Annotated in this window: 18 protein-coding genes and 1 other RNA gene; 4 read left to right on the forward strand and 15 right to left on the reverse strand. The window is 53.4% G+C overall.

The genetic code is table 11. The features are described from left to right. Nucleotides 1-339: 339 nt before the first annotated feature. The 7 genes from DP_RS01240 to DP_RS01270 form a co-directional block, all read right to left on the reverse strand. Entirely contained in the window at nucleotides 340-1,125 is a 786-nt protein-coding gene (locus DP_RS01240) for a 4Fe-4S binding protein (RefSeq protein ID WP_011187494.1), read from the reverse strand. Between the two features lie 164 nt (nucleotides 1,126-1,289). Then, nucleotides 1,290-2,360 (reverse strand): AMP-binding protein, encoded by a 1,071-nt coding sequence (locus tag DP_RS01245; protein ID WP_011187495.1) that lies wholly within the window; start codon nucleotides 2,358-2,360, stop codon nucleotides 1,290-1,292. A gap of 11 nt (nucleotides 2,361-2,371) precedes the next feature. Further along, nucleotides 2,372-3,478 carry an o-succinylbenzoate synthase gene (gene menC, locus DP_RS01250; RefSeq protein WP_011187496.1) on the reverse strand — a complete coding sequence of 369 codons (1,107 nt, stop codon included), beginning with the start codon at nucleotides 3,476-3,478 and terminating at the stop codon, nucleotides 2,372-2,374. Nucleotide 3,479: 1 nt separating this feature from the next. Then, nucleotides 3,480-4,295, reverse strand: coding sequence for a 1,4-dihydroxy-2-naphthoyl-CoA synthase (gene menB, locus DP_RS01255; RefSeq protein WP_011187497.1), 816 nt, complete (start codon nucleotides 4,293-4,295; stop codon nucleotides 3,480-3,482). A 153-nt stretch (nucleotides 4,296-4,448) separates the two neighbouring features. Beyond that, on the reverse strand, nucleotides 4,449-6,062 hold the full coding sequence (menD, locus tag DP_RS01260; protein WP_011187498.1) for a 2-succinyl-5-enolpyruvyl-6-hydroxy-3-cyclohexene-1-carboxylic-acid synthase: 1,614 nt from the start codon (nucleotides 6,060-6,062) through the stop codon (nucleotides 4,449-4,451). 73 nt (nucleotides 6,063-6,135) lie between these two features. After that, complete coding sequence (locus DP_RS01265; protein ID WP_049784976.1) at nucleotides 6,136-7,257, reverse strand: chorismate-binding protein; 1,122 nt, start codon at nucleotides 7,255-7,257, stop codon at nucleotides 6,136-6,138. A gap of 13 nt (nucleotides 7,258-7,270) precedes the next feature. After that, nucleotides 7,271-7,630 carry a PaaI family thioesterase gene (locus DP_RS01270; protein WP_049784977.1) on the reverse strand — a complete coding sequence of 120 codons (360 nt, stop codon included), beginning with the start codon at nucleotides 7,628-7,630 and terminating at the stop codon, nucleotides 7,271-7,273. A gap of 343 nt (nucleotides 7,631-7,973) precedes the next feature. Here DP_RS01270 and rnpB point away from each other — a divergent pair. The 4 genes from rnpB to purF all read left to right on the forward strand — a co-directional run bounded on the left by rnpB (nucleotide 7,974) and on the right by purF (nucleotide 12,186). After that, nucleotides 7,974-8,333, forward strand: an RNA gene (rnpB, locus tag DP_RS17185) — RNase P RNA component class A. Nucleotides 8,334-8,381: 48 nt separating this feature from the next. Then, complete coding sequence (gene ispD / locus DP_RS18730) at nucleotides 8,382-9,542, forward strand: 2-C-methyl-D-erythritol 4-phosphate cytidylyltransferase (protein WP_041278170.1); 1,161 nt, start codon at nucleotides 8,382-8,384, stop codon at nucleotides 9,540-9,542. Between the two features lie 8 nt (nucleotides 9,543-9,550). Next, nucleotides 9,551-10,690 (forward strand): M20/M25/M40 family metallo-hydrolase, encoded by a 1,140-nt coding sequence (locus tag DP_RS01285; RefSeq protein WP_011187503.1) that lies wholly within the window; start codon nucleotides 9,551-9,553, stop codon nucleotides 10,688-10,690. A 56-nt stretch (nucleotides 10,691-10,746) separates the two neighbouring features. Beyond that, nucleotides 10,747-12,186: an amidophosphoribosyltransferase gene (purF, locus tag DP_RS01290; RefSeq protein ID WP_011187504.1), complete on the forward strand. Its 1,440-nt coding sequence runs from the start codon at nucleotides 10,747-10,749 to the stop codon at nucleotides 12,184-12,186. Between the two features lie 36 nt (nucleotides 12,187-12,222). On the opposite strand, the gene DP_RS01295 is transcribed toward purF, so the two are convergent. From DP_RS01295 to trsM, 8 genes are all read right to left on the reverse strand, one after another. Continuing rightward, complete coding sequence (locus tag DP_RS01295; RefSeq protein WP_011187505.1) at nucleotides 12,223-13,077, reverse strand: response regulator; 855 nt, start codon at nucleotides 13,075-13,077, stop codon at nucleotides 12,223-12,225. A 54-nt stretch (nucleotides 13,078-13,131) separates the two neighbouring features. Further along, on the reverse strand, nucleotides 13,132-13,338 hold the full coding sequence (locus tag DP_RS01300) for a hypothetical protein (RefSeq protein ID WP_041277479.1): 207 nt from the start codon (nucleotides 13,336-13,338) through the stop codon (nucleotides 13,132-13,134). A 39-nt stretch (nucleotides 13,339-13,377) separates the two neighbouring features. Continuing rightward, the gene (locus DP_RS01305; protein WP_011187507.1) at nucleotides 13,378-13,704 is read right to left on the reverse strand and encodes a hypothetical protein; all 327 of its coding nucleotides are present in this window, start codon (nucleotides 13,702-13,704) and stop codon (nucleotides 13,378-13,380) included. A 142-nt stretch (nucleotides 13,705-13,846) separates the two neighbouring features. After that, nucleotides 13,847-14,863 (reverse strand): XdhC family aldehyde oxidoreductase maturation factor, encoded by a 1,017-nt coding sequence (locus tag DP_RS01310; RefSeq protein WP_011187508.1) that lies wholly within the window; start codon nucleotides 14,861-14,863, stop codon nucleotides 13,847-13,849. Nucleotides 14,864-14,866: 3 nt separating this feature from the next. Next, entirely contained in the window at nucleotides 14,867-16,168 is a 1,302-nt protein-coding gene (locus DP_RS01315) for a DVU_1553 family AMP-dependent CoA ligase (RefSeq protein WP_011187509.1), read from the reverse strand. Further along, nucleotides 16,149-17,498: a radical SAM (seleno)protein TrsS gene (gene trsS, locus DP_RS01320; RefSeq protein ID WP_011187510.1), complete on the reverse strand. Its 1,350-nt coding sequence runs from the start codon at nucleotides 17,496-17,498 to the stop codon at nucleotides 16,149-16,151. Before trsS ends, DP_RS01315 begins: the two co-directional genes overlap by 20 nt. Further along, complete coding sequence (locus DP_RS01325) at nucleotides 17,495-17,950, reverse strand: DVU_1555 family C-GCAxxG-C-C protein (RefSeq protein ID WP_011187511.1); 456 nt, start codon at nucleotides 17,948-17,950, stop codon at nucleotides 17,495-17,497. Before DP_RS01325 ends, trsS begins: the two co-directional genes overlap by 4 nt. Beyond that, nucleotides 17,951-18,598: a DVU_1556 family methyltransferase gene (trsM, locus tag DP_RS01330; RefSeq protein ID WP_011187512.1), complete on the reverse strand. Its 648-nt coding sequence runs from the start codon at nucleotides 18,596-18,598 to the stop codon at nucleotides 17,951-17,953. Nucleotide 18,599 lies beyond the last annotated feature (1 nt).

The following is an 18,599-nucleotide window of genomic DNA, read 5'->3' on the forward strand; positions in this document are numbered from 1 at the left end:
TCTTCTTTTTATTGTAGAAATATTTTCTTAGCCACTCGCATGCAAAACTGCTCAAACCAGAATTAATTTTATATGGCTCATCATTATCCCCACTTCTTGAAGTGATACCCTATCGGTTTAACAGGAACAAGATGAACCTGCAAAGGGTTTCCCTCTCAGATATCAAACTTTTGCAGTAAGGCAGCTTGTAGGGGGGAGGGATTTTGCTCCGTTACACGGGCAAGGATGGATAGCAGCGACGAACCCCCTTCACCTCCCCCTTTTCTCCTCCCCCTTATTTTCAAGGGGGAGGTCGGGAGGGGGTTGAAGGGGGAGGTAAAGGGGGGAGGAGGAGAGTGCCTAGAAGAAGAGCCGAGGTTCCTTGCGAGTGCGGCAGTTATTATGCAGCTTCAAAGCCAGTTCGGCAAGAGCCGGAACGGCAAAGGAGATGGCGGACGTCGGGCAGCTCTTAATGCAGGCACAGCAACGGATACAGTCACCGGCCTCAAAGAGTATCTTGCCCTCGACAGCACTGATGATCCCTGCAGGACAGACCGAGGTACAGGTCTCACAAAAGTTACAGAGAGTTGAATCGACCTGCGGAGTATAGTCCACCGGTCCAACGCCCTGTCGATATTCCGCATTGCCGGGCACCTGGAGGGCTGAATCACCACTATGGGCAAGTCTCTCTGCTACCTCTCGACCAAACTCTTTGGCGGCGAGGAGATCTGCCTCATCCGGTCTACCGGCACCGATGGGGGTATTGCTGGTGGAGTAGGAGTGTTCGCCGATAAAGGCGGCGGCAGCTAAGGGGACAAAGCCCTGAGACTGGGCCAGATCCTGCAACTCTAGAAGGGCATCCTCAAAATCACGATTACCGTAGACCACCACCAGAACGGCAGGGGTTCCTGCCCCCCGAATTGCCTCCAGACGCTTACGGGCCAGGGGTGCTATTCGTCCGGCATAGACGGGAACAACTATAATGGCCAGGGCAGTGGCAGGTAGTGCCTCTTCTGCCGTGGCAAAGGTAAGGTCATGCCTGTGGAAGGCTGGACCGGCAAGCTCTTCGGCAATACTATAGCCGATGCTCTTTGAGGTATTTGTGGGGGAAAAATATATGAGATGGGTACTGTCTGTATGATGCATCGTGTCACCTTTTGAAAAACGTGAAAGCTACTCAGCCACAGCACTCGAAAAGGGTACTGCGGATATAATACAGGGTGTAATTATTAAGACTGTTGGAAGGCCTCAACGACAAAACACCCCTTGGTAAAAGCCCCTTAAAGGAGTTCAAGACCAGTAGAACAAGCCTAGAGGCTATAAATAAAGCGTCTGTCCACCTTGCCACTGGCCGTCCTGACCAGTTGGGAGACATAGATGATCTGCCGGGGCAGGGCATATTTATCCAGTACCTCCGCAAGCATGAGACACATCTTTTTTCGGAAGAGATCCTGTTTGGATCTGCTCAGATAATAGATATCGGCCGACTCTATGACCAGAATAATCTTCCGGCCCAGACGACTGTCAGGACTTGAGGTCAGCAAAAATGGATAGTCAAGCAGATGGACAATGCGGCTCTCAAGCTCTTCCGGGGAAAATTTAATTCCGCCTGAGTTAATGATATTATCCCAGCGCCCCAACCAGCGAAAGCCTCCGGCACAAAGCGCTGCCATATCGTTACTGATCAGAGCTTGGCCTACCACCTCACCATCCTCCACCACCAGACAGCCACGCTCATCACAGGCGAACTCCACCCCCGGCAGGCCTCGATAAATATCATCGACACCAATTTTTTGCAGGGCCACATGGGAGCAGGTCTCTGTCATGCCATAGCCCAGATAAAACTCCGTCTCCGGGCAGGCCAAAATCAACTCCCGCAGGGGGGCTGAAACCTCGGCCCCGCCGAGGAGAACAGTCTTCACCCGGACAGTATAGCCAATATCCCGCAGCATATTTTCCGCCTGAAGGGGAACCATGGCCACAAAGTCAATATCGTCACTAAATTTTCGGTGGGGATTGCCCTCGGGGGCGATGGTCAGAAGCTCGGCCCCGGAGACCAGGGCCCTAATAAGCATCATCTTACCGGCAATATATTCCGCCGAGAGACAGAGGGCCAGTCGACTGACCTCCGAGATATGAAAAAAAGCACAGGTCCGACGGGCAGAGGCCAACATGGCCCTCTTGGCAAGCTGAATAGGCTTGGCCTTTCCGGTGGAGCCAGAGGTATACTGCTCTATACTCTCCGCAGACTGCCACCAGGCAGCCAAAAAGGTGAAAATATTCTGCCGCCAGAGGGGCAGATCGAGGAAGGCCTCGCTCTTAAGCAGGGAGGTAAGAGATTCAGCATCATAGATCTTTCCATCAATTTTAACAGAGTCCATCGGCAGATCCTTTAAGATACCCCCAAAAGTCCCCCGTCCACGGCAAGGTTTGAGGGAAGATTATTGGTATATAGCTGGCCTGTCCCCAGCCCTTGGGGCATGGTGGGCTGATAGAGGGCCGTCCACTGGGCAATGGCGGCAAGCCCCAGATTAGATTCAAGGGCCGAAGTGATCCAGAAACCGATACCACGCTCTCGAGCAAGCTCTATCCACTGTCCGGCATAGTGAAAGCCACCAAGCAGGGATGGTTTGAGAATGATATACTGGGGCCTGATGGCATCGAGCATGGCAGAACGCTGTTCAGCCCCTAGCCCGATCAGCTCCTCATCCAGAGCAATGGCCAGAGGAGAGTTGGCACAGAGAGCCGCCATCTCGGACCATTGATGCTGGCGAATGGGCTGCTCAATGGAGTGAAGATGGAACTGACTGAGACGCTTCAGTCTTTGTGGGGCATTGGCAGGCGAAAAGGCACCGTTGGCATCGACCCGAATCTCCAGCTGCTGCGGAGAAAAGCTCTCACGAATGCCGGCGAGAAGGGCACACTCTTTATCGAAATCAATGGCCCCAATCTTCAATTTCAGACAGCCATAGCCCTCGGCCAGCTTGGCCTCGATCTGTTCCTGCATAAAAGCGGCCTCGCCCATCCAGATCAGGCCATTGACCGGAATCCGCTTTTCACCACGAGTAAAGTCCGAGGCGAACCACTCCTGCCTGCCTCCAGAGAGCAGATCCAGCAGGGCCATCTCCAGGGCAAAGCGCAGGGCAGGAAAGCGACCATCGGTTGAGACCTGCCAGGAATCCAAAATTCCGGCAATATCGGTCAGAACAGACCTGTAGTCAGAAAAATCCGCCCCCCCCCTCTCAGCCAGAAACTGGCGGAGACGAATTGGCTCCTCGGCCCGAAGTCTCCGGGCAAGGAGATCAAGCTCTCGCCCTATCTGCTCCTCGGGATCAAGAGAGAGTCCCGGAATAAGGGATACCTCCCCCTGCCCTCCGTGACCGTCAATATCCAGACGGACAAACCAGGTGGGCTTACTGGTGAGCACTCCACGGGAGGTGCCCGCCGGTCGCTTAAATATCAGATCACTGCGTCTATAGCTCAGTTCCATGCCAGACACCTTATGGGAATTTAGGAAACTGATCGAAATCCGGCTCGCGTTTTTCCAGGAAAGCGTTCTTGCCCTCCTGAGCCTCTTCCATCATATAGAACATCATGGTGGCATTACCGGCAAGCTCCTGGATACCGGCCTGACCGTCAAGCTCAGCATTAAGACCCGCCTTGATCATGCGCAGGGCCATGGGGCTCCGTTTGATAATCTTTTCACACCACTCAACGGTGGTATCTTCCAGCTGTTCCAGAGGAACAACCTTATTAACCATCCCCATATCCATTGCCTCCTGAGCAGAGTACTGATCACAGAGAAACCAGATTTCCCGGGCCTTCTTCTGGCCAACCTGACGGGCAAGATAGGAGGAACCAAAGCCTGCATCAAAACTGCCCACCTTGGGTCCTGTCTGACCGAATTTGGCATTTTCCGAGGCAATGGTCAAATCGCAAACCACATGGAGGACATGGCCACCGCCAATGGCAAAACCATTTACCATGGCAATAACGGGCTTGGGCAGGGAACGGATGGCCTTTTGCAGATCGAGGACATTAAGACGGGGCACTCCGTCCTTACCGATATAACCACCGGTGCTCTTCACATTCTGATCACCACCCGCACAGAAGGCCTTATCGCCTGCACCAGTAAAGATCACCACCCGCACGTCCTGACACTCACGGCAATAGACCATGGCTTCAAGCATCTCTTTATTGGTATCGGGGGTAAAGGCGTTATAATAACGAGGACGATTAATGGTTATCTTGGCGATACCATTAAAAATCTCAAACTTAATCTCTTCATACTCTTTTATTGTTTTCCATTCTCTCATGGCTGTTTCCTTCGTTATATTATAGGGGGTAAAATTAATGGGAATCTTAAAAAATTAATATTTTCCATAAGGGGCACATGGAAAATTTTACCACAGGCATCGTTAATACCGAAGTCTACGCTGAGCTTCGATAATAGCCTTTTTCAAAGTTCCCTAATCTCTTTTGGTCGGATCAACAAACACCTCAAGAACCAGAGGGCCATCCTGCAGTCCTAAGAATTCCTCGGAAAAACCATCTATCTCCGAGGCCAGGCAACGGCGATAGGCCACGCCATATGCCTCTATCATCTTACCTATCTGCACAGGATGATGAGCGACAAAAAAGTCCTGATAGCCGGGACTGACACTGGGCCCCTTCAGCCTTCTAAAAATATCACCACCCTGATTATTGAGAATAACAATACGCAGGTTGGAAGGCAGATTGCGGTTCCAGAGGGCATTGGAGTCATAGACAAAGCTCAGATCACCCAAACAACAGAGGACCAGCTGATCCGTTGCCAGGGCAACCCCCACGGCGGTGGAGAGACAGCCATCAATGCCCGCCACCCCTCGATTGCTATGATAGAGAAGATCAGCTCTGGAGGCCAGTTTTTGGGCATGACGCACGGACATGGAGTTGCCCAGATGGGCAATACTACCTGCGGGCAGTTGGCCCAGCAGTCTCTTCAGAACCAGAAACTCATCATCTTGGTTCTCAGCAACTCCCTCGGGCAGAGCCCAGAGATCACGAAAACCGGCAGCTGGCTCCACCTGCTGAGCAAGACGGCGAAAAAATGTTGTGGGGGCAAGATCAAGTTCTGCACTGAGGCACTGATAGGTATCAATACCCATCTGGGCAGGATCGAGGCGAAAGTGAAAGGCCGGTTTAAACTCCCGCAGGAGGAGCTTGATGTGCTTTGCAACCAGATGACCGCCAAAGGAGATAAGACAGTCAGGGGCCAGAAGAGATCTGGATGCCTCATCACAGGCCAGAAGCACGGCATCTGGTCTGTCCACCAGCCAGGGGCCGACGATATTGGCCGTGTTTTCGGCAATAATGGTCACAGTTTTGTCCGGAGCAAATCGAGCCAAAAGGGCCTGAAGCTCAGCATCGGCCACGCCCTGTCCACATACAATCATCCGCCGCTTGGCACCTCGCCAGGCAGACTCCACCTCCTGCCAGAGAGCTGGACTCATACCCTTGGGCTCTGCTAGCTGCAGAGGAGAAAGAGCAATAAGGGACTCAGCCATCAATTCGCCTCCATAGAGGGGTTCATCGAGGGGAATATTGATATGAACGGGGCCAAAGCAGGGAGAGAGGGCGGTAGAAAAGGCCTGAGCTATGACTCGCGCCGACAGTTCCAGCTCCGCCACAGTTTCCGGTTCTTCAGGCAGGCTATAACTACCCTTAACAATATTGGCAAAGAGGTTATCCTGGCAAATGGTCTGACTATCCTGCTGACCAACCAGACGGGCCGGACGATCGGCTGAAAGAACTATAAGGGGGGCCCGCAGATAGTAGGCCTCGGCAATAGCCGGTCCATAGTTGAGCAGAGCCGTCCCCGAGGTACAGAGCACTCCCACCGGGGCCTGTAGTTCCGTTGCCAGACCGAGGGCCACAAAGGCCGCTGATCGTTCATCGACAATGCTCAGGCACTCTATCTGGGATGAAGCAGCAAAGGCACGGATAAGGGGGGCGTTACGGGAACCAGGAGAAATCACCAAATGGCGCATGCCATGGGCGATACAGTGATGAGCAAGGTCTGAAATATGTTGTTTTGCACGCATATTATCTATTGTATGAGGCTTCCGGCCATTGGCCGGGGTCAGTAAGGCAGACCCTGCACAGACTGACAGGAATTTAATTATCCAGGGCGGAGAGAATAGTCTTGGTCTTCAGTACAGTTTCCGTCCACTCATCCTCGGCAACAGAGTCCGAAGTGATGCCACCACCGACATATACCTGAGCATAACCTCTGCATACCTGCATACAGCGCAGATTCACATAAAGAGAAATCTGTTCCGGAGATATATTTACCGGCCCCAGAAAGCCCGAGTAGTACTGGCGATCGTGTTTCTCCAAACCATGGAGGAAGGTACGGGCCGCCTCCTTGGGCATACCACATACCGCCGGGGTGGGATGGAGGGCCTGAAGCAGCGGGCTTAGCTTACCACCTATCTCATGTGAATCACAGGAAAATTCTGTGCATAGATGGAGCATATTGCCAGCCTGACGTGGATAGGGCAGGCCCCTCTTAACCGACTTCAGATCAAAGCTAATGAGAAGATCATTTATATAATCGGTGACATACTGTTGTTCCTGTCTCTCTTTCTCTGACCAGGCAGAAAATTTTTGGTTTTCGGGAGTGTTTTTTCGAGTGGCCGCAAGAGCGATGGTTTGCAACTTCCCCTGCCCGACCGAAGCCAGAATCTCCGGAGTGGCTCCCAACCAGAGATGCCCATCCGCCTGAAAGATATAGACGAGGGAGTGGGGATAACGAGCACACATTCTTATATAGGTGGCCACCACCTTTTCCCGAATATCGTCCCTAATAATCTCCACCCGAGAGAGTACGGCCTTGGCAAACCGACCCGCCTCGATGGCCGTAACCAGACTGTCCACCTCCTGCAGATACTCCGCATGGTCACACTGATAGGTCTCACCAATGTCTCCGCAACCATTAAGCGAATTACCACCAAACTGCTCCAGTCTGGCAAAAAGAGACTCATCTGGAGCATCACCTACTGAGATCAGATCCGGGGAGATAAGGATGGGACGGCAGGAATCGCTCTCGACAAAGGGGGCAATGGCAAAGCCCCTCTGCTCAGATATTTCATGATCAACACTGAGCCTCAGGGGCTCTCCGCCATCCTGGGCCAGGGTAACAATATCACAGCCCGGCTCTCGATAAGAGGCAAAGCAGAGTTTTTTATCCAGACAGAGCTGAAGCAGTTGAGGCAGGGTTTTCTTTATAGGTTTCATGGGGTCAACCAGACTATGCCTCAGCCGCAAGCTTTACGGTGATACGACAGAGGGCAACGGTCTTACCCATCTCTGTCTCCACCCGCACATCCCAGATATGACTAGTCCGGCCCCTATGGACAAGCAGGGGCTCGGCGTAGACATAGCCCTCACGCACCGATGAGAGAAGAGAGGCATCAACATGATAACCAAAGGCCGCCATATCTCTGTCTGTACAGGAAGAGGCGACACTGGCAACGGTCTCGGCCAGGGCAATGGTAGCGCCTCCATGCAGATAGCCATGGGGTTGTTGGGTGCGGCTATCGACCTTCATCCGCGCTCGGGGGACACCATTTCTATATGAGATGAATTCAATACCCAGATTCTGGATCATTGAATCCTTACAAATTTTATTTATTTCGTCTAAAGTCATAAATATAGAGACCACATTCCAGGCAATAAACTTCACCAAAATAGTACGTTAAATAGAGCGTTCAAGATGCCCAGACTGTAGTCCCTCCCCCGTTCTATGGCAAGTTTTTTCTTTAAGGAGATGTCTTGCCGAAAAAGGCCCTGCAAAAAGAAAACCCACTTTTTCTCCGCCTAAGAAAAGGGCCAGGACTAAACAGCTCGCCCATAAAAGGGCCTCGCCTCCTCCAGGAATAATCTCTTCTCCTCTCCTTATCGCAAAAAAGTCTTTCATCTTTTCCTGTTTCCAACTATAAGAAAGCTGTGTGTGAAGTGGGCTCATGATCGCCCCGACTTTCGCAGTCGGAGAGGAAAGTCCGAACTCCGCAGGGCAAGATGGTTCGTAACACGAACACTGGGTGACCGGTGGAAAGTGCCACAGAAAATAGACCGCCTGGTTCGCCAGGTAAGGGTGAAACGGCGAGGTAAGAGCTCACCGCTTTCACGGTGACGTGGAAGGCAGGGCAAACCCCATCTGGAGCAAGACCAAATAGAGAGATGTTTGAGGGCGGCTCCGTCCGAGATCTCCGGGTAGGTTGCAAGAGGCGTCGGGCAACCGACGTCCCAGTGAAATGATCATGGCTCCCTTCGGGGAGAGACAGAATTCGGCTTATAGCCCACTTCGCACATTTTTTTTCGTCTCAAAACAAGGAAACATCTCACCGCAAGACAGGAAAATGAAAAACGGTGCAGTCATCATACCCGCAGCAGGTAGCGGCACACGGATGAAACTGGATTACCCCAAACAGTATCATGCTGTTGCGGGGACTCCCATTATCGTTCACACCATACGCGCGTTCAATAAACACCCCTGCATAGCAAAAATAATCCTTGTCGTCCCCCAAGATCATCTCGAAGAAAGCAAAGCTCTCCTGCAAAAATATCAGCTAGAAAACATCTCGATTGTGACTGGCGGCGCCCGTCGTCAAGACTCCGTACTCCGTGGTCTACAAGAGGTTCCAGAGTCAATAGATATTGTTTTGGTGCACGATGGGGCCCGCCCCATGGTCAGTGCCGAGCTCATCAGCCGTTGCTATAAAGGCGCCCAGCAATACGGGGCTGTCATTGCCGCTGTGCCGGTAAAAGACACCCTGAAGAGGGGCGCAGGCAGAATTGTGACTGGCACCGTTGACCGCGAGGGACTATGGCAGGCCCAGACTCCCCAAGCTGCCCGAAAAGCTCTTCTCGTCAAAGCCTTTAAGGAAAACGGCATGAGAAATGTCACCGATGAGTCCACCCTTCTGGAAGGGGTAGGAATCCCCGTAACCCTGATCGAGGGATCAGAGACCAATATCAAGATTACCCGCCCTGAAGACCTCATCCTAGCTGAAAACTTCCTCAGAGAAAAAAAAGAACCCATGCAAAAAATACGCATTGGCCACGGCTTTGATGCCCACCAGCTGGTCGAAAAGAGAAGGTTGATACTGGGCGGAGTAGAGATCCCCTACCACCTGGGCCTTGCCGGCCATTCCGACGCCGACGTTCTTGTCCATGCCCTCTGTGATGCCCTGCTCGGAGCCATTGGCGCAGGTGATATCGGCCGCCATTTCCCCGACAGCAGTGATGCCTTTAAGGATATCTATTCCATCAGACTCCTCGAATCGGTCATGCAAAAGGTAGGGGAGCTGAACTACAAAATCGGCAACGCCGACATCAGCGTGATCTGCCAGGCACCAAAGCTTGCGCCCTATCTCAAGCAAATGCAGGAGATCATCGCCACCAGCTGTGCCTGCCAAATCAGCGATATCAATATCAAGGCCACCACCACCGAAAAGATGGGGTATACAGGCCGGGGCGAAGGTATCAGTTGCCATGCCGTCGTCCTTCTTCAACAATAAGGTAGACCATGAATATAAACAGCGAAAGAGTTGCCCAGATATTTACCGCACTGTGCGAGATCAGCTCACCTTCAAAAAACGAAAGGGTAATTGCCAACTATCTTAAGGAGATCTTCAGAGAGCTGGGTGCCACGGAAATTTACGAGGATAATTCCGCCGAACAGACCGGCTCCAACAGCGGCAATATCATTGTTCGCTTTGCCGGATCCTGCCCCGAACGCACCCCCCTCCTCTTTGCCTGTCATATGGACACTGTCCTGCCGGCAGATAATATCGAGGTTGCCCGAGAGAACGACACCTTCACCAGCGCCGGCGAAACTGTGCTCGGCGGTGACGATAAGTCAGGAATCGTGGCCCTGATAGAGGCATTCACCCTGATCAAAGAAAATGACACCGAACACGGAGCCATTGAACTGGTCTTTACCACCTGCGAAGAGATCGGCCTGCTCGGAGCCAAGTACCTTGAGTACGACAAACTCCAGGCAAAGATGGGCTATGCCCTTGATGCCGGTGGTAGTGACACCGTTGTCACCCGGGCCCCGACAGCAAACAGCATTGATATAATCATCCACGGACTGGCAGCCCATGCCGGCCTCAGCCCGGCAAAGGGGATCAATGCCCTCACTCTTGCCGCCCAGGCCTTGGCAGGCCTGCAGCTGGGACGACTGGACGCGGATTCAACCGCCAACTTCGGCCTTATCTCCGGTGGTACGGCAGTCAACATTGTCCCCGACAAGGTCTGTCTCCATGGCGAGGTGCGCAGCCAATCACCAGCCAAGCTCGATGAGTATACGGAAAAAATCTGCACTGTCTTTCGTAAGACCGTGGCCGACTGGAGTAGCCCTGAGCATAAGGAGCAGAGACCCTCTATTGATATAGAGGTGATAAAAGAGTACGACGCCATCGTCATAAACGAAGAGGGACCGCTCATCCAGCACCTCCTCCGGGTTACCAAGGCCATGGGTATAAATATAGGAATCACCTCCACCGGAGGCGGCAGTGATGCCAATGTTTTTAACGGCCACGGTATAGAGACGGCTATCCTGGCAACGGGCATGGATCTAGTCCATACCACCGCAGAACGAATCGATCTTAAAGATATGCTTAAATTGACGAATCTTATTTATGAAATCATCAGTCAGGGATAGTATTTAATCCACCCTCATCTATGCTGCTTACAAAGGGCGACACAGTAAAGGAAAACATGTCACAGGTAAAAACATTATCCGCGTCCCAGGACTACCCCACCCACGAATGTGGTGTTTGCGGTATTTTCGACCATGAAGATGCTGCAAAGCTCACCTACTTCGGCCTCTATGCCCTCCAGCACCGTGGCCAAGAAAGTGCGGGAATTGTTACATCAACCGGCAAAGAGGTCTTTCTTCACAAAGATATGGGACTTGTGCCCGAGATCTTTACCGAAGATATCCTGCAAGGACTTAAAGGGGACATGTCCATCGGCCATGTACGCTACTCCACCACCGGTGCGTCCAACTTCACCAATACCCAACCCCTGATGGTTCACCATAAGAACCAGACCCTCTCCGTTGCCCACAATGGCAACCTGGTGAACTCCACCGAGCTCAGAAACAGGCTCGAGGAGAGTGGTTCTATCTTTCAAACCACCATGGACTCCGAGGCCGTCCTCCATCTCATGGTACGCAACAGCGGTCCCGATCTCGATAAAACACTGAGCGAGACATTCCGTGCCCTCAAGGGTGCCTATTCCCTGCTCTATATGACCGAGGACACCCTCGTTGCCGTCCGTGATCCCGATGGATTTCGCCCCCTCTGCCTTGGTCGCCTGACCACTGGCGGCTGGGTTATAGCCTCTGAAACCTGCGCCCTCGACCTCATCGAGGCCGATTATGTACGTGATATCGAGCCGGGTGAAGTTCTTATCATGAAAAGAGGTGAGGAGATGCGCTCCATCTTCCCATGGCCAAAACAGACCCCGCACCACTGCATCTTTGAGCAGGTCTACTTTGCCCGTCCCGATTCCGATGTCTTTGGTATCAACGTCTATCAATCACGTAAGCAGATGGGTAAGATCCTGGCCCGCGAGGCAAAGATTGATGCCGATTTCGTTATGCCCTTTCCTGATTCCGGTAACTATGCGGCCATTGGCTATGCACAGGAATCCGGTATTCCCATGGAGATGGGCGTGATCAGAAATCACTATGTGGGCAGGACATTCATTGAACCAAGCCAGTCCATGCGTGACTTCAACGTCAAGGTCAAGCTCAACCCCGTACGATCTCTCTTGAAGGGAAAACGGGTTATCATCGTTGAGGATTCTATTATCCGAGGAACAACAGGTAAGAGTCGGGTACGAGCCCTACGCGAGGCGGGGGCCAAAGAGATCCACATGGTGGTCAGCTGTCCTCCGACCATGCATGCCTGCTACTATGGCATCGATTTCCCAACCTCATCACAGCTCATTGCCTGCAATAAGAACGTCGAAGAAATCGCAGAATATCTGGGCCTGGACTCTCTCCACTACCTCAGCCTTGAGGGCATGGTAGAGGCAACGGGTATCCCTAAAGAGCACTACTGTCTGGCCTGTTTCAATGGCATTTACCCCATCGCCCCTGATCAAAAATATCACAAAGACGCTCTGGCAACAAAGGTTGTCAAGGGCTAGAATAAATACAGTACAGGGGGATGCCCCCTGTACTGCTTATCTGCGAAAAACCACCGAATAGTCACCTGCAGCACGAGACTCCTCCATGGCCATTCTTGCCTTTTTGATCAACCTAAACTCGGCATCATCTAAGTCCTCGTCCTTCTCAATGGAACAGGAAACGCATCCTATCGCCAGGGGCTGCTCACCAAAATTCTTCTCAAGATTCTGCAAGAGAACCCGTTGGACGATCTCTGCGGCCTGATCGGCATTGGTTTCCGGCAGGAGAAGGGCAAATTCACGCTTTGTGCAACGACAGGCATGATCCACATAGGAACGGATAGAAGACTTTAAAATCAAGCCAATCTCGGCAAGTTGTTCCTTCTCCACATCCTGCAAATAGAGCATGGCCAGATGCATGGGACGTTTTTGCCGCTGGGCACGTTCGAGTTCACGGGAGAGATGGACAAAGAAGGCGTTACCATCCTCAAGCCCCGTGGCCTCATCAAAATCAGCTATGAGCGAGAGTCTGTAGCGCAGAGCAGATTCCCGCCTGGCCCGCTCAATTTTAAGCTCCAGCTCTCTTGCCATAACCGGCTCAGCAACAAAATCCAGGGCACCTCCCTCAACGGCAGCCACATAGACATTCTCCTCGTCCGCCCCCACCAGAATGAGGCCAATGCTACGCCTTACCTCCCTCATGGCAATAAGCGCCTCCTCCTCTGCTCCTGCGGGCAGATGATCCACCAAAAGGAGATCAACCCTTCTACTACGGGTCGCAACCAATGCCTCGGCATAGTCAACGGCAGTAATCACCCTATAGCCATATCCACGGACGAGCTCCTCCAAGTTTTTCCCCAGCAGCTCTTCCTCCACCACCAAGAGCAGCACAAATGACGCTTTGCCAATCATATAAGGCTCCTTAATTCATTTTAAAGTCTTCTCTGTGCCAAGGAGAGAGCTTCCCTACTTCTTCTTCCTCGGATCATCTCCTGTTTCAAACATCTCAAAGAGATCATAAAAGAGGCGGGTTACAGCACTGTAGTGAGTGGCAGAGCCTGAGCTGGCATAGGCCTTAGTCAACTCCATGGCCTTAACAAAACTCTCCTGACTCTCCGCATCATCTCTCTTCTTAAGTGCTGCCACGAGTTTTTCTCCGACCTTCTGCTCCATAACGACTCCCAAACCTTTTTGTTTTTTCAGGCCACTATTTTATGAAGAGAGTTGCCAGCCATCAAAGCGGGCCGCAATGCCCGAGAGCTCTGCCTGCCGATAGAGCGCCTGAAAGACCCCCTCCATCCTCGCCAGATGTTCTGTCGAAATTATCCCTGCCCGCTTCAGAACAATGATCTGCCAGTCATGCCGGGCGGCATAGCGCCCGCACAGGACCCTACCCTCCTCGTCGGAGGCGGCAAAGACAATCATATTTACCAGACCAGCCTTCCACCTCTGAGCCTCAAGGCTCTCAGCACCCGGGCAAACCTCATACTGATACCAGATGGCAGAGAGATTCTCTCCACAATTTTTTCCCGCCTGCATATAACCTCCACCTCTATGATAAAATCATATCATAAGACAAGATCTCTGTTTTACATAAATAAAAATTTAGAGCGCAGGACGCAAAGAGGCAGCAGAAAGGGGTTCCCTCTCCGTGAAAAAAGAGAGGGAGGGGGGAAAAAGCCTAGAGAAGGGTCTTGGCCCGAACACCAATAAGCTCTGCGGCTATACTAACGGAGATCTCCTCGGGGGTCTGAGCACCGATGGTCAGACCGATGGGAGAGTGGCAACGATCAATATTCGCCTGAGAAACGCCATCGGCCAACAGGGCGTCGTAGATGGCATTTCGTTTCTTCTTACTGCCAATCATACCGATATAGCGAGCATCGGTCTTCAGGGCATCTCCCAGAACAGTCAGATCATGGACATGCCCACGGGTAACAATGATGATATAGGCATCTTCAGGGATGGAGAGATCGGTACAGCAATCCTCAAAGCTAGCGAGGACACGCACCTCATCAACGGTGGGGAAGCGTTCTACATTGGCAAAATCATCTCGATCATCAAGGACCACCGTGCGAAAGCCAAGCATGGCTCCTACCCGGGCAGTAAAGAGGGAGACATGACCGGCACCAAAGATATAGAGCGGAGCCGGCGGGATAAAGGGTTCGGCAAAGCAGAGCTCCGTTTCGGACTTACTAAAACATGGACTCTCCTTCTCCATGGCCTGTCCGGCCAGGGCAGAGTAGTCCCCAAGCATCACCTCATGTCCTACGGAGCAAAGAGAATCCCCCTTGGAAAAGGTGGTAGAGAGAACCGCTCTCTCACCCCGGCGCAGCAGGCCATCCAACTCCCGATAGGCCAGGGCGCAGGGACCGGTGGACTCAATGGTCTCCAGGAGGACCGAGAGATTACCACCACAGATCATATCTGAGTTAGCGGCCATCTCCTGGTCCATATCGGTAAAGGTAAGTTCTGCTCGACCATCCTTACAATCCTCAAGCATTCGGCGGGCATCACGACAGGCGATGGCCTCCACGATACCACCGCCGATGGTACCAATGGCAGTGTGCTGGGCTCGGACAACCATCTTCGCCCCCGAGGAACGCGGGGTAGAGCCGGAGCTCTCTAAAACAGTGGCAAGTACACAGGGTTCACCCTGCTCAATAAGTTCACACAGGGAACGGACAAAGGCCTTCATAGATTATCTCTCCTCATCTATCTGTAGACAGCGTTTGGCCAAACCGGGAACAGCCGGCCTGCCGTCGTTTTTTATCTCAATACTTATTTGCAAGGAACCTAACTCAATGGCCCGGAAAATAGTAGGTATCTTTTTCAGGGCAACTCTTATGGCAGACTCAAGGCTACCCCCTCTTCCACAGGCCAGGATTCCCAAGCGACCGGGAGCAAGCGATGCACTAAAATCCGCCAGACCAGCAACGGAGTAGAGAGCCTCGTTCAACTCATCTATTGTCAGTAAAGGCGAAGAATCTTGGGGCAAACGACGAATCCAGGGATCAAGGCGGCGACTGGTACTGCCACAGGGGCAGGTGTCAGCCAGAATACGACCCAGATCTCCGCTCCGATAACGAATCAGGGGCATGCCCCATCGCTGCAGGGTGGTCAGCACCAATTCGCCAAATTTACCGTCGGGCAAGGGCTGGCCTGTCTCTGGATCGGTGATCTCTAAAAATATATCGGCCTCCCGCAGGTGCATACCCGAATGGGGGGCACACTGGACGGCACCGCCAAGACCGGTTTCAATCATGCCCCAGTGCCGATAGGCTCGGCAGCCCCAGATTCTCTCGATATTATGGACAACGGCGGTGGAGGGGGCATCCCAGCAGAGGAGGACCGAGGCAATTTGGCCATGCCCAAGACCACGCCTGGCCCACTCACAGGCAAGCAGATTAAGATGGGCGGCAGGCCCAATGACACAATCCGCATCCACCTGGAGGAGGTGGTCGACGGCTGCTGCCACCTCATCCACCATTCCATGGGAGACGATGTGCACCCCGCGTCGTTCAAGTCCCTCAACGAGAAGACGACCCACCCCGCCCGGACGGGCTGTGGGCATAAGGAGAAAGGCGGTCTGCCCGGCCGCAACCAGATGAGCCATGCCCGCATCAAAGTAGTCCACCGTTGCCTGCAGATCACTCTCCGTATAGAAGATGCGCTTAGGGGCACCGGTGGTCCCGGAACTCTGCACGGTCACCGCCCGGGCAATCTCATCCTGAGAGACACAGAGAAACTGCTCCGGGCCAGCCCGAAGGTCATCGGCCGTAACCCGGGGTAGGGCCGAGAATGCCTGAAGGCTATCAAGACTTTCCAGCTCAAGGCCGGCAAAATGGCGGCGATAAAAGGGGCTCTTCTCCCGGGCATGCAGGATCGTCTTCTGCAGATATTTCAGCTGCCAGGCACTCATCTCCTCTGCCGTGGGCGCGCTGCTCTCCTCCGACATACCCATACGCCTGAGGAGAAGTCGATCAAGATGGGATAGGGCCATTGCATTTTCCTCGATACAGGGTCTCGCCATCCATTGAGGTCAGGTTATAGGCGCAAAAGGGAATGAGGCGACCGTCTGGAGAGACCACATGGATACAGCACCCCCGCAGCCTCTCAAAATCAAGGGTCCAGGCATCCTGAAAGGCCATGGCCGAAATGGCCAGGCTATGGCTGGCGGCCCGACTGATAAATCTTCCCAAATCATCCTCTAGCGCCCCGGCCATGGGTAAACTCTGCTTGACTCCGGCCCACTGCCGCTTAACAAAGGATTTAGCCTTATCGGCCCCCTCTCTGGCTGGCCTGGGAGCACAGTCACACTTGCCTCCGGCGGAGAGCTTTGTCAGCCCACCCTCCTCGGTGACCATATAGTTGCCATTAAAGGAACAGTGAGAGTGTTCACAGCCCGGAGGTTGAAAATCCGCAGCATGAACAGCACCACCGCTCTGGACCTCAAGCAGGTCCATCAGCTCCGGCAGGGTGATACGCTCTTCATCCCCGGGCGCCTGCGGATATCTGCCAAAATAGCTGACCGGCTGAAAATGAACCCCCCGCACATGGGGAGAGTTCTGCACAGCCAGATCAAGGATTGCCCCCAAATTATGATCATTCAAGCCCGGCACCACCACGGGTACCAGAACAATACCAATTCCGGCCTGAGAGAGGGCCTCAATAGCTGCCCTCTTTTCTGCCATGAGGGGACGACCTCGCAGACTGCTATAGATGGCATCTTCGGTGCCATCAAACTGAAGAAAGACGGAATCAAGGCCCGCCTCGGCCAGCCTCTGAGCATAACCCTCTTCACGGGCAATACGCAGACCATTGGTATTGAGCTGAATAAAGGGAAAGCCCCTCTTTTTAGCCAGGGCAATGAGCTCCGCCAGATCATCACGCATGGTGGGCTCACCACCAGAGAGCTGAATATTACAAAAGCCCGAAGCAAGCTCCACCCGCTCCAGCAGTTGAGAAATTTCTGCCTGACTGGGATCGGGAGCAGCCTTCTTGCCAGAGGAGGCAAAACAGACGGGACAACCCAGATCACAGCGCCAGGTCACCTCAAGAAGAGCAGTGCAGGTGTGCTGACCATGAGCGGCACAGAGGCCACAGTCATAGGGACAGCCCCTGTCCACCGCAGTAAAAGGGGTCTTAGGCTGGGAAGGAATCTTGGTCCGGGACCACTCCTTAAAGGAAGTACCGGCTCGCCAAACTACCGTTTTAAAAGCACCATGCTCAGGACACTCCTTCAACAGATAGGTATTGCCCTCAATAGTTTCATGGTGAGCGGGGATAGCCTTCAAGCAAACGGGACAGACACTTCTAGCGATGGAGTTCATAAAAGTTCACGCCCCTCTGTCGGATCACAGCCATTATCAAGCAAGATCTCCCGGACCCGGCCATGGGCATCAGCTAACAGGGAGCCACAGAGAGAGGTATTCATCTGCGGCGTACTACCATCAAGAATATCAAGGCAGCGGATACCTGCATGGGCGCTGGTTCTGCTTACAAACCACTGAGCAAACTCTTCCAGCATAAGGGCAAGTTTACCATCGGCCTGCTCCATGGCAAGCCCCTTACCTGCATAAAGGCCCAAAAGCAGATTGGCTCCGGCATAGACTCCGCAGGGGCCGGTACCGTCTCCCATGCCATTACAGAAACCCGAGGCCGCCCGGACCAGATCCGGATTTTCCCGATCCATCTCATCCAGGGCCAGCAGGACCATGATCTGGGTACAGCAATAACCCTGCGCACCTAACTCCATAACTTGCATTCCAATATCATCTAACATCTACTCCTCCTTTTTTTGCCCAACCAATAAATAGTAACCGAGCTGAGGCTGACCGCAGTTGCACGCCTGTTCCTCTCCACCGGCAAAGAGAAGCCGGGCCGCCAGTTGATGAAGGAGACGGGAATGATCCTCTACCAAAAGCAGGCGAAAGCCCGCCGCCTCTACAATCGCCTCTGTTTGCGCCCGGGGCAGGGCCCTGACCGCGCAGGAGGTCCCCCCCGCAGGGTCTCCATGACCACAGAGATCGGAGAGGAGAAGAAAAGCACCGGGTTGCAGCACCCTGTTAAACTCTGCCAGGCCCTGCTCCGCATCCGGGAAGAGGGAGAGGACACATTCACAAAAGAGGGCCCGAAAAGAGGAGGAGAGAAAGGGAAGATCATCCCCCCAGGCCTGGACCTGCCCCGTACCACGACCACGCTTAAGCTGAGTCCAGGAGGGCTCTACCCCATGGGCCATGGCTCCATAACGCGCGCGCAGACGCTCGACGGTGGCACCAAGGCCACTGCCCACATCAAGAACGGGCCAACCAGGAGCCAGCCCCACAAAGTCCGCGGCCCTATCTGTTATGGTAAACCCGCCCGGGCGCAGGGTATCCCCGGCAGCCAGGCGAAGCAGTGGCTGTTCCCAGAGAGGTACTGACTGCACCACC

It is taken from the genome of Desulfotalea psychrophila LSv54, from assembly GCF_000025945.1.
Taxonomy (GTDB): domain Bacteria; phylum Desulfobacterota; class Desulfobulbia; order Desulfobulbales; family Desulfocapsaceae; genus Desulfotalea; species Desulfotalea psychrophila.

Excerpts from the sequence above, each read along its gene's own strand:
- DP_RS01240 (WP_011187494.1), bottom strand. The coding sequence starts at position 1,125 with ATGCATCATACAGACAGTACCCATCTCATATATTTTTCCCCCACAAAT.
- DP_RS01245 (WP_011187495.1), bottom strand. The coding sequence starts at position 2,360 with ATGGACTCTGTTAAAATTGATGGAAAGATCTATGATGCTGAATCTCTT.
- menB (WP_011187497.1), bottom strand. The coding sequence starts at position 4,295 with ATGAGAGAATGGAAAACAATAAAAGAGTATGAAGAGATTAAGTTTGAG.
- menD (WP_011187498.1), bottom strand. The coding sequence starts at position 6,062 with ATGCGTGCAAAACAACATATTTCAGACCTTGCTCATCACTGTATCGCC.
- DP_RS01265 (WP_049784976.1), bottom strand. The coding sequence starts at position 7,257 with ATGAAACCTATAAAGAAAACCCTGCCTCAACTGCTTCAGCTCTGTCTG.
- DP_RS01270 (WP_049784977.1), bottom strand. The coding sequence starts at position 7,630 with ATGATCCAGAATCTGGGTATTGAATTCATCTCATATAGAAATGGTGTC.
- ispD (WP_041278170.1), top strand. The coding sequence starts at position 8,382 with ATGAAAAACGGTGCAGTCATCATACCCGCAGCAGGTAGCGGCACACGG.
- DP_RS01285 (WP_011187503.1), top strand. The coding sequence starts at position 9,551 with ATGAATATAAACAGCGAAAGAGTTGCCCAGATATTTACCGCACTGTGC.
- purF (WP_011187504.1), top strand. The coding sequence starts at position 10,747 with ATGTCACAGGTAAAAACATTATCCGCGTCCCAGGACTACCCCACCCAC.
- DP_RS01295 (WP_011187505.1), bottom strand. The coding sequence starts at position 13,077 with ATGATTGGCAAAGCGTCATTTGTGCTGCTCTTGGTGGTGGAGGAAGAG.
- DP_RS01300 (WP_041277479.1), bottom strand. The coding sequence starts at position 13,338 with ATGGAGCAGAAGGTCGGAGAAAAACTCGTGGCAGCACTTAAGAAGAGA.
- DP_RS01305 (WP_011187507.1), bottom strand. The coding sequence starts at position 13,704 with ATGCAGGCGGGAAAAAATTGTGGAGAGAATCTCTCTGCCATCTGGTAT.
- DP_RS01310 (WP_011187508.1), bottom strand. The coding sequence starts at position 14,863 with ATGAAGGCCTTTGTCCGTTCCCTGTGTGAACTTATTGAGCAGGGTGAA.
- DP_RS01315 (WP_011187509.1), bottom strand. The coding sequence starts at position 16,168 with ATGGCCCTATCCCATCTTGATCGACTTCTCCTCAGGCGTATGGGTATG.
- trsS (WP_011187510.1), bottom strand. The coding sequence starts at position 17,498 with ATGAACTCCATCGCTAGAAGTGTCTGTCCCGTTTGCTTGAAGGCTATC.
- DP_RS01325 (WP_011187511.1), bottom strand. The coding sequence starts at position 17,950 with ATGTTAGATGATATTGGAATGCAAGTTATGGAGTTAGGTGCGCAGGGT.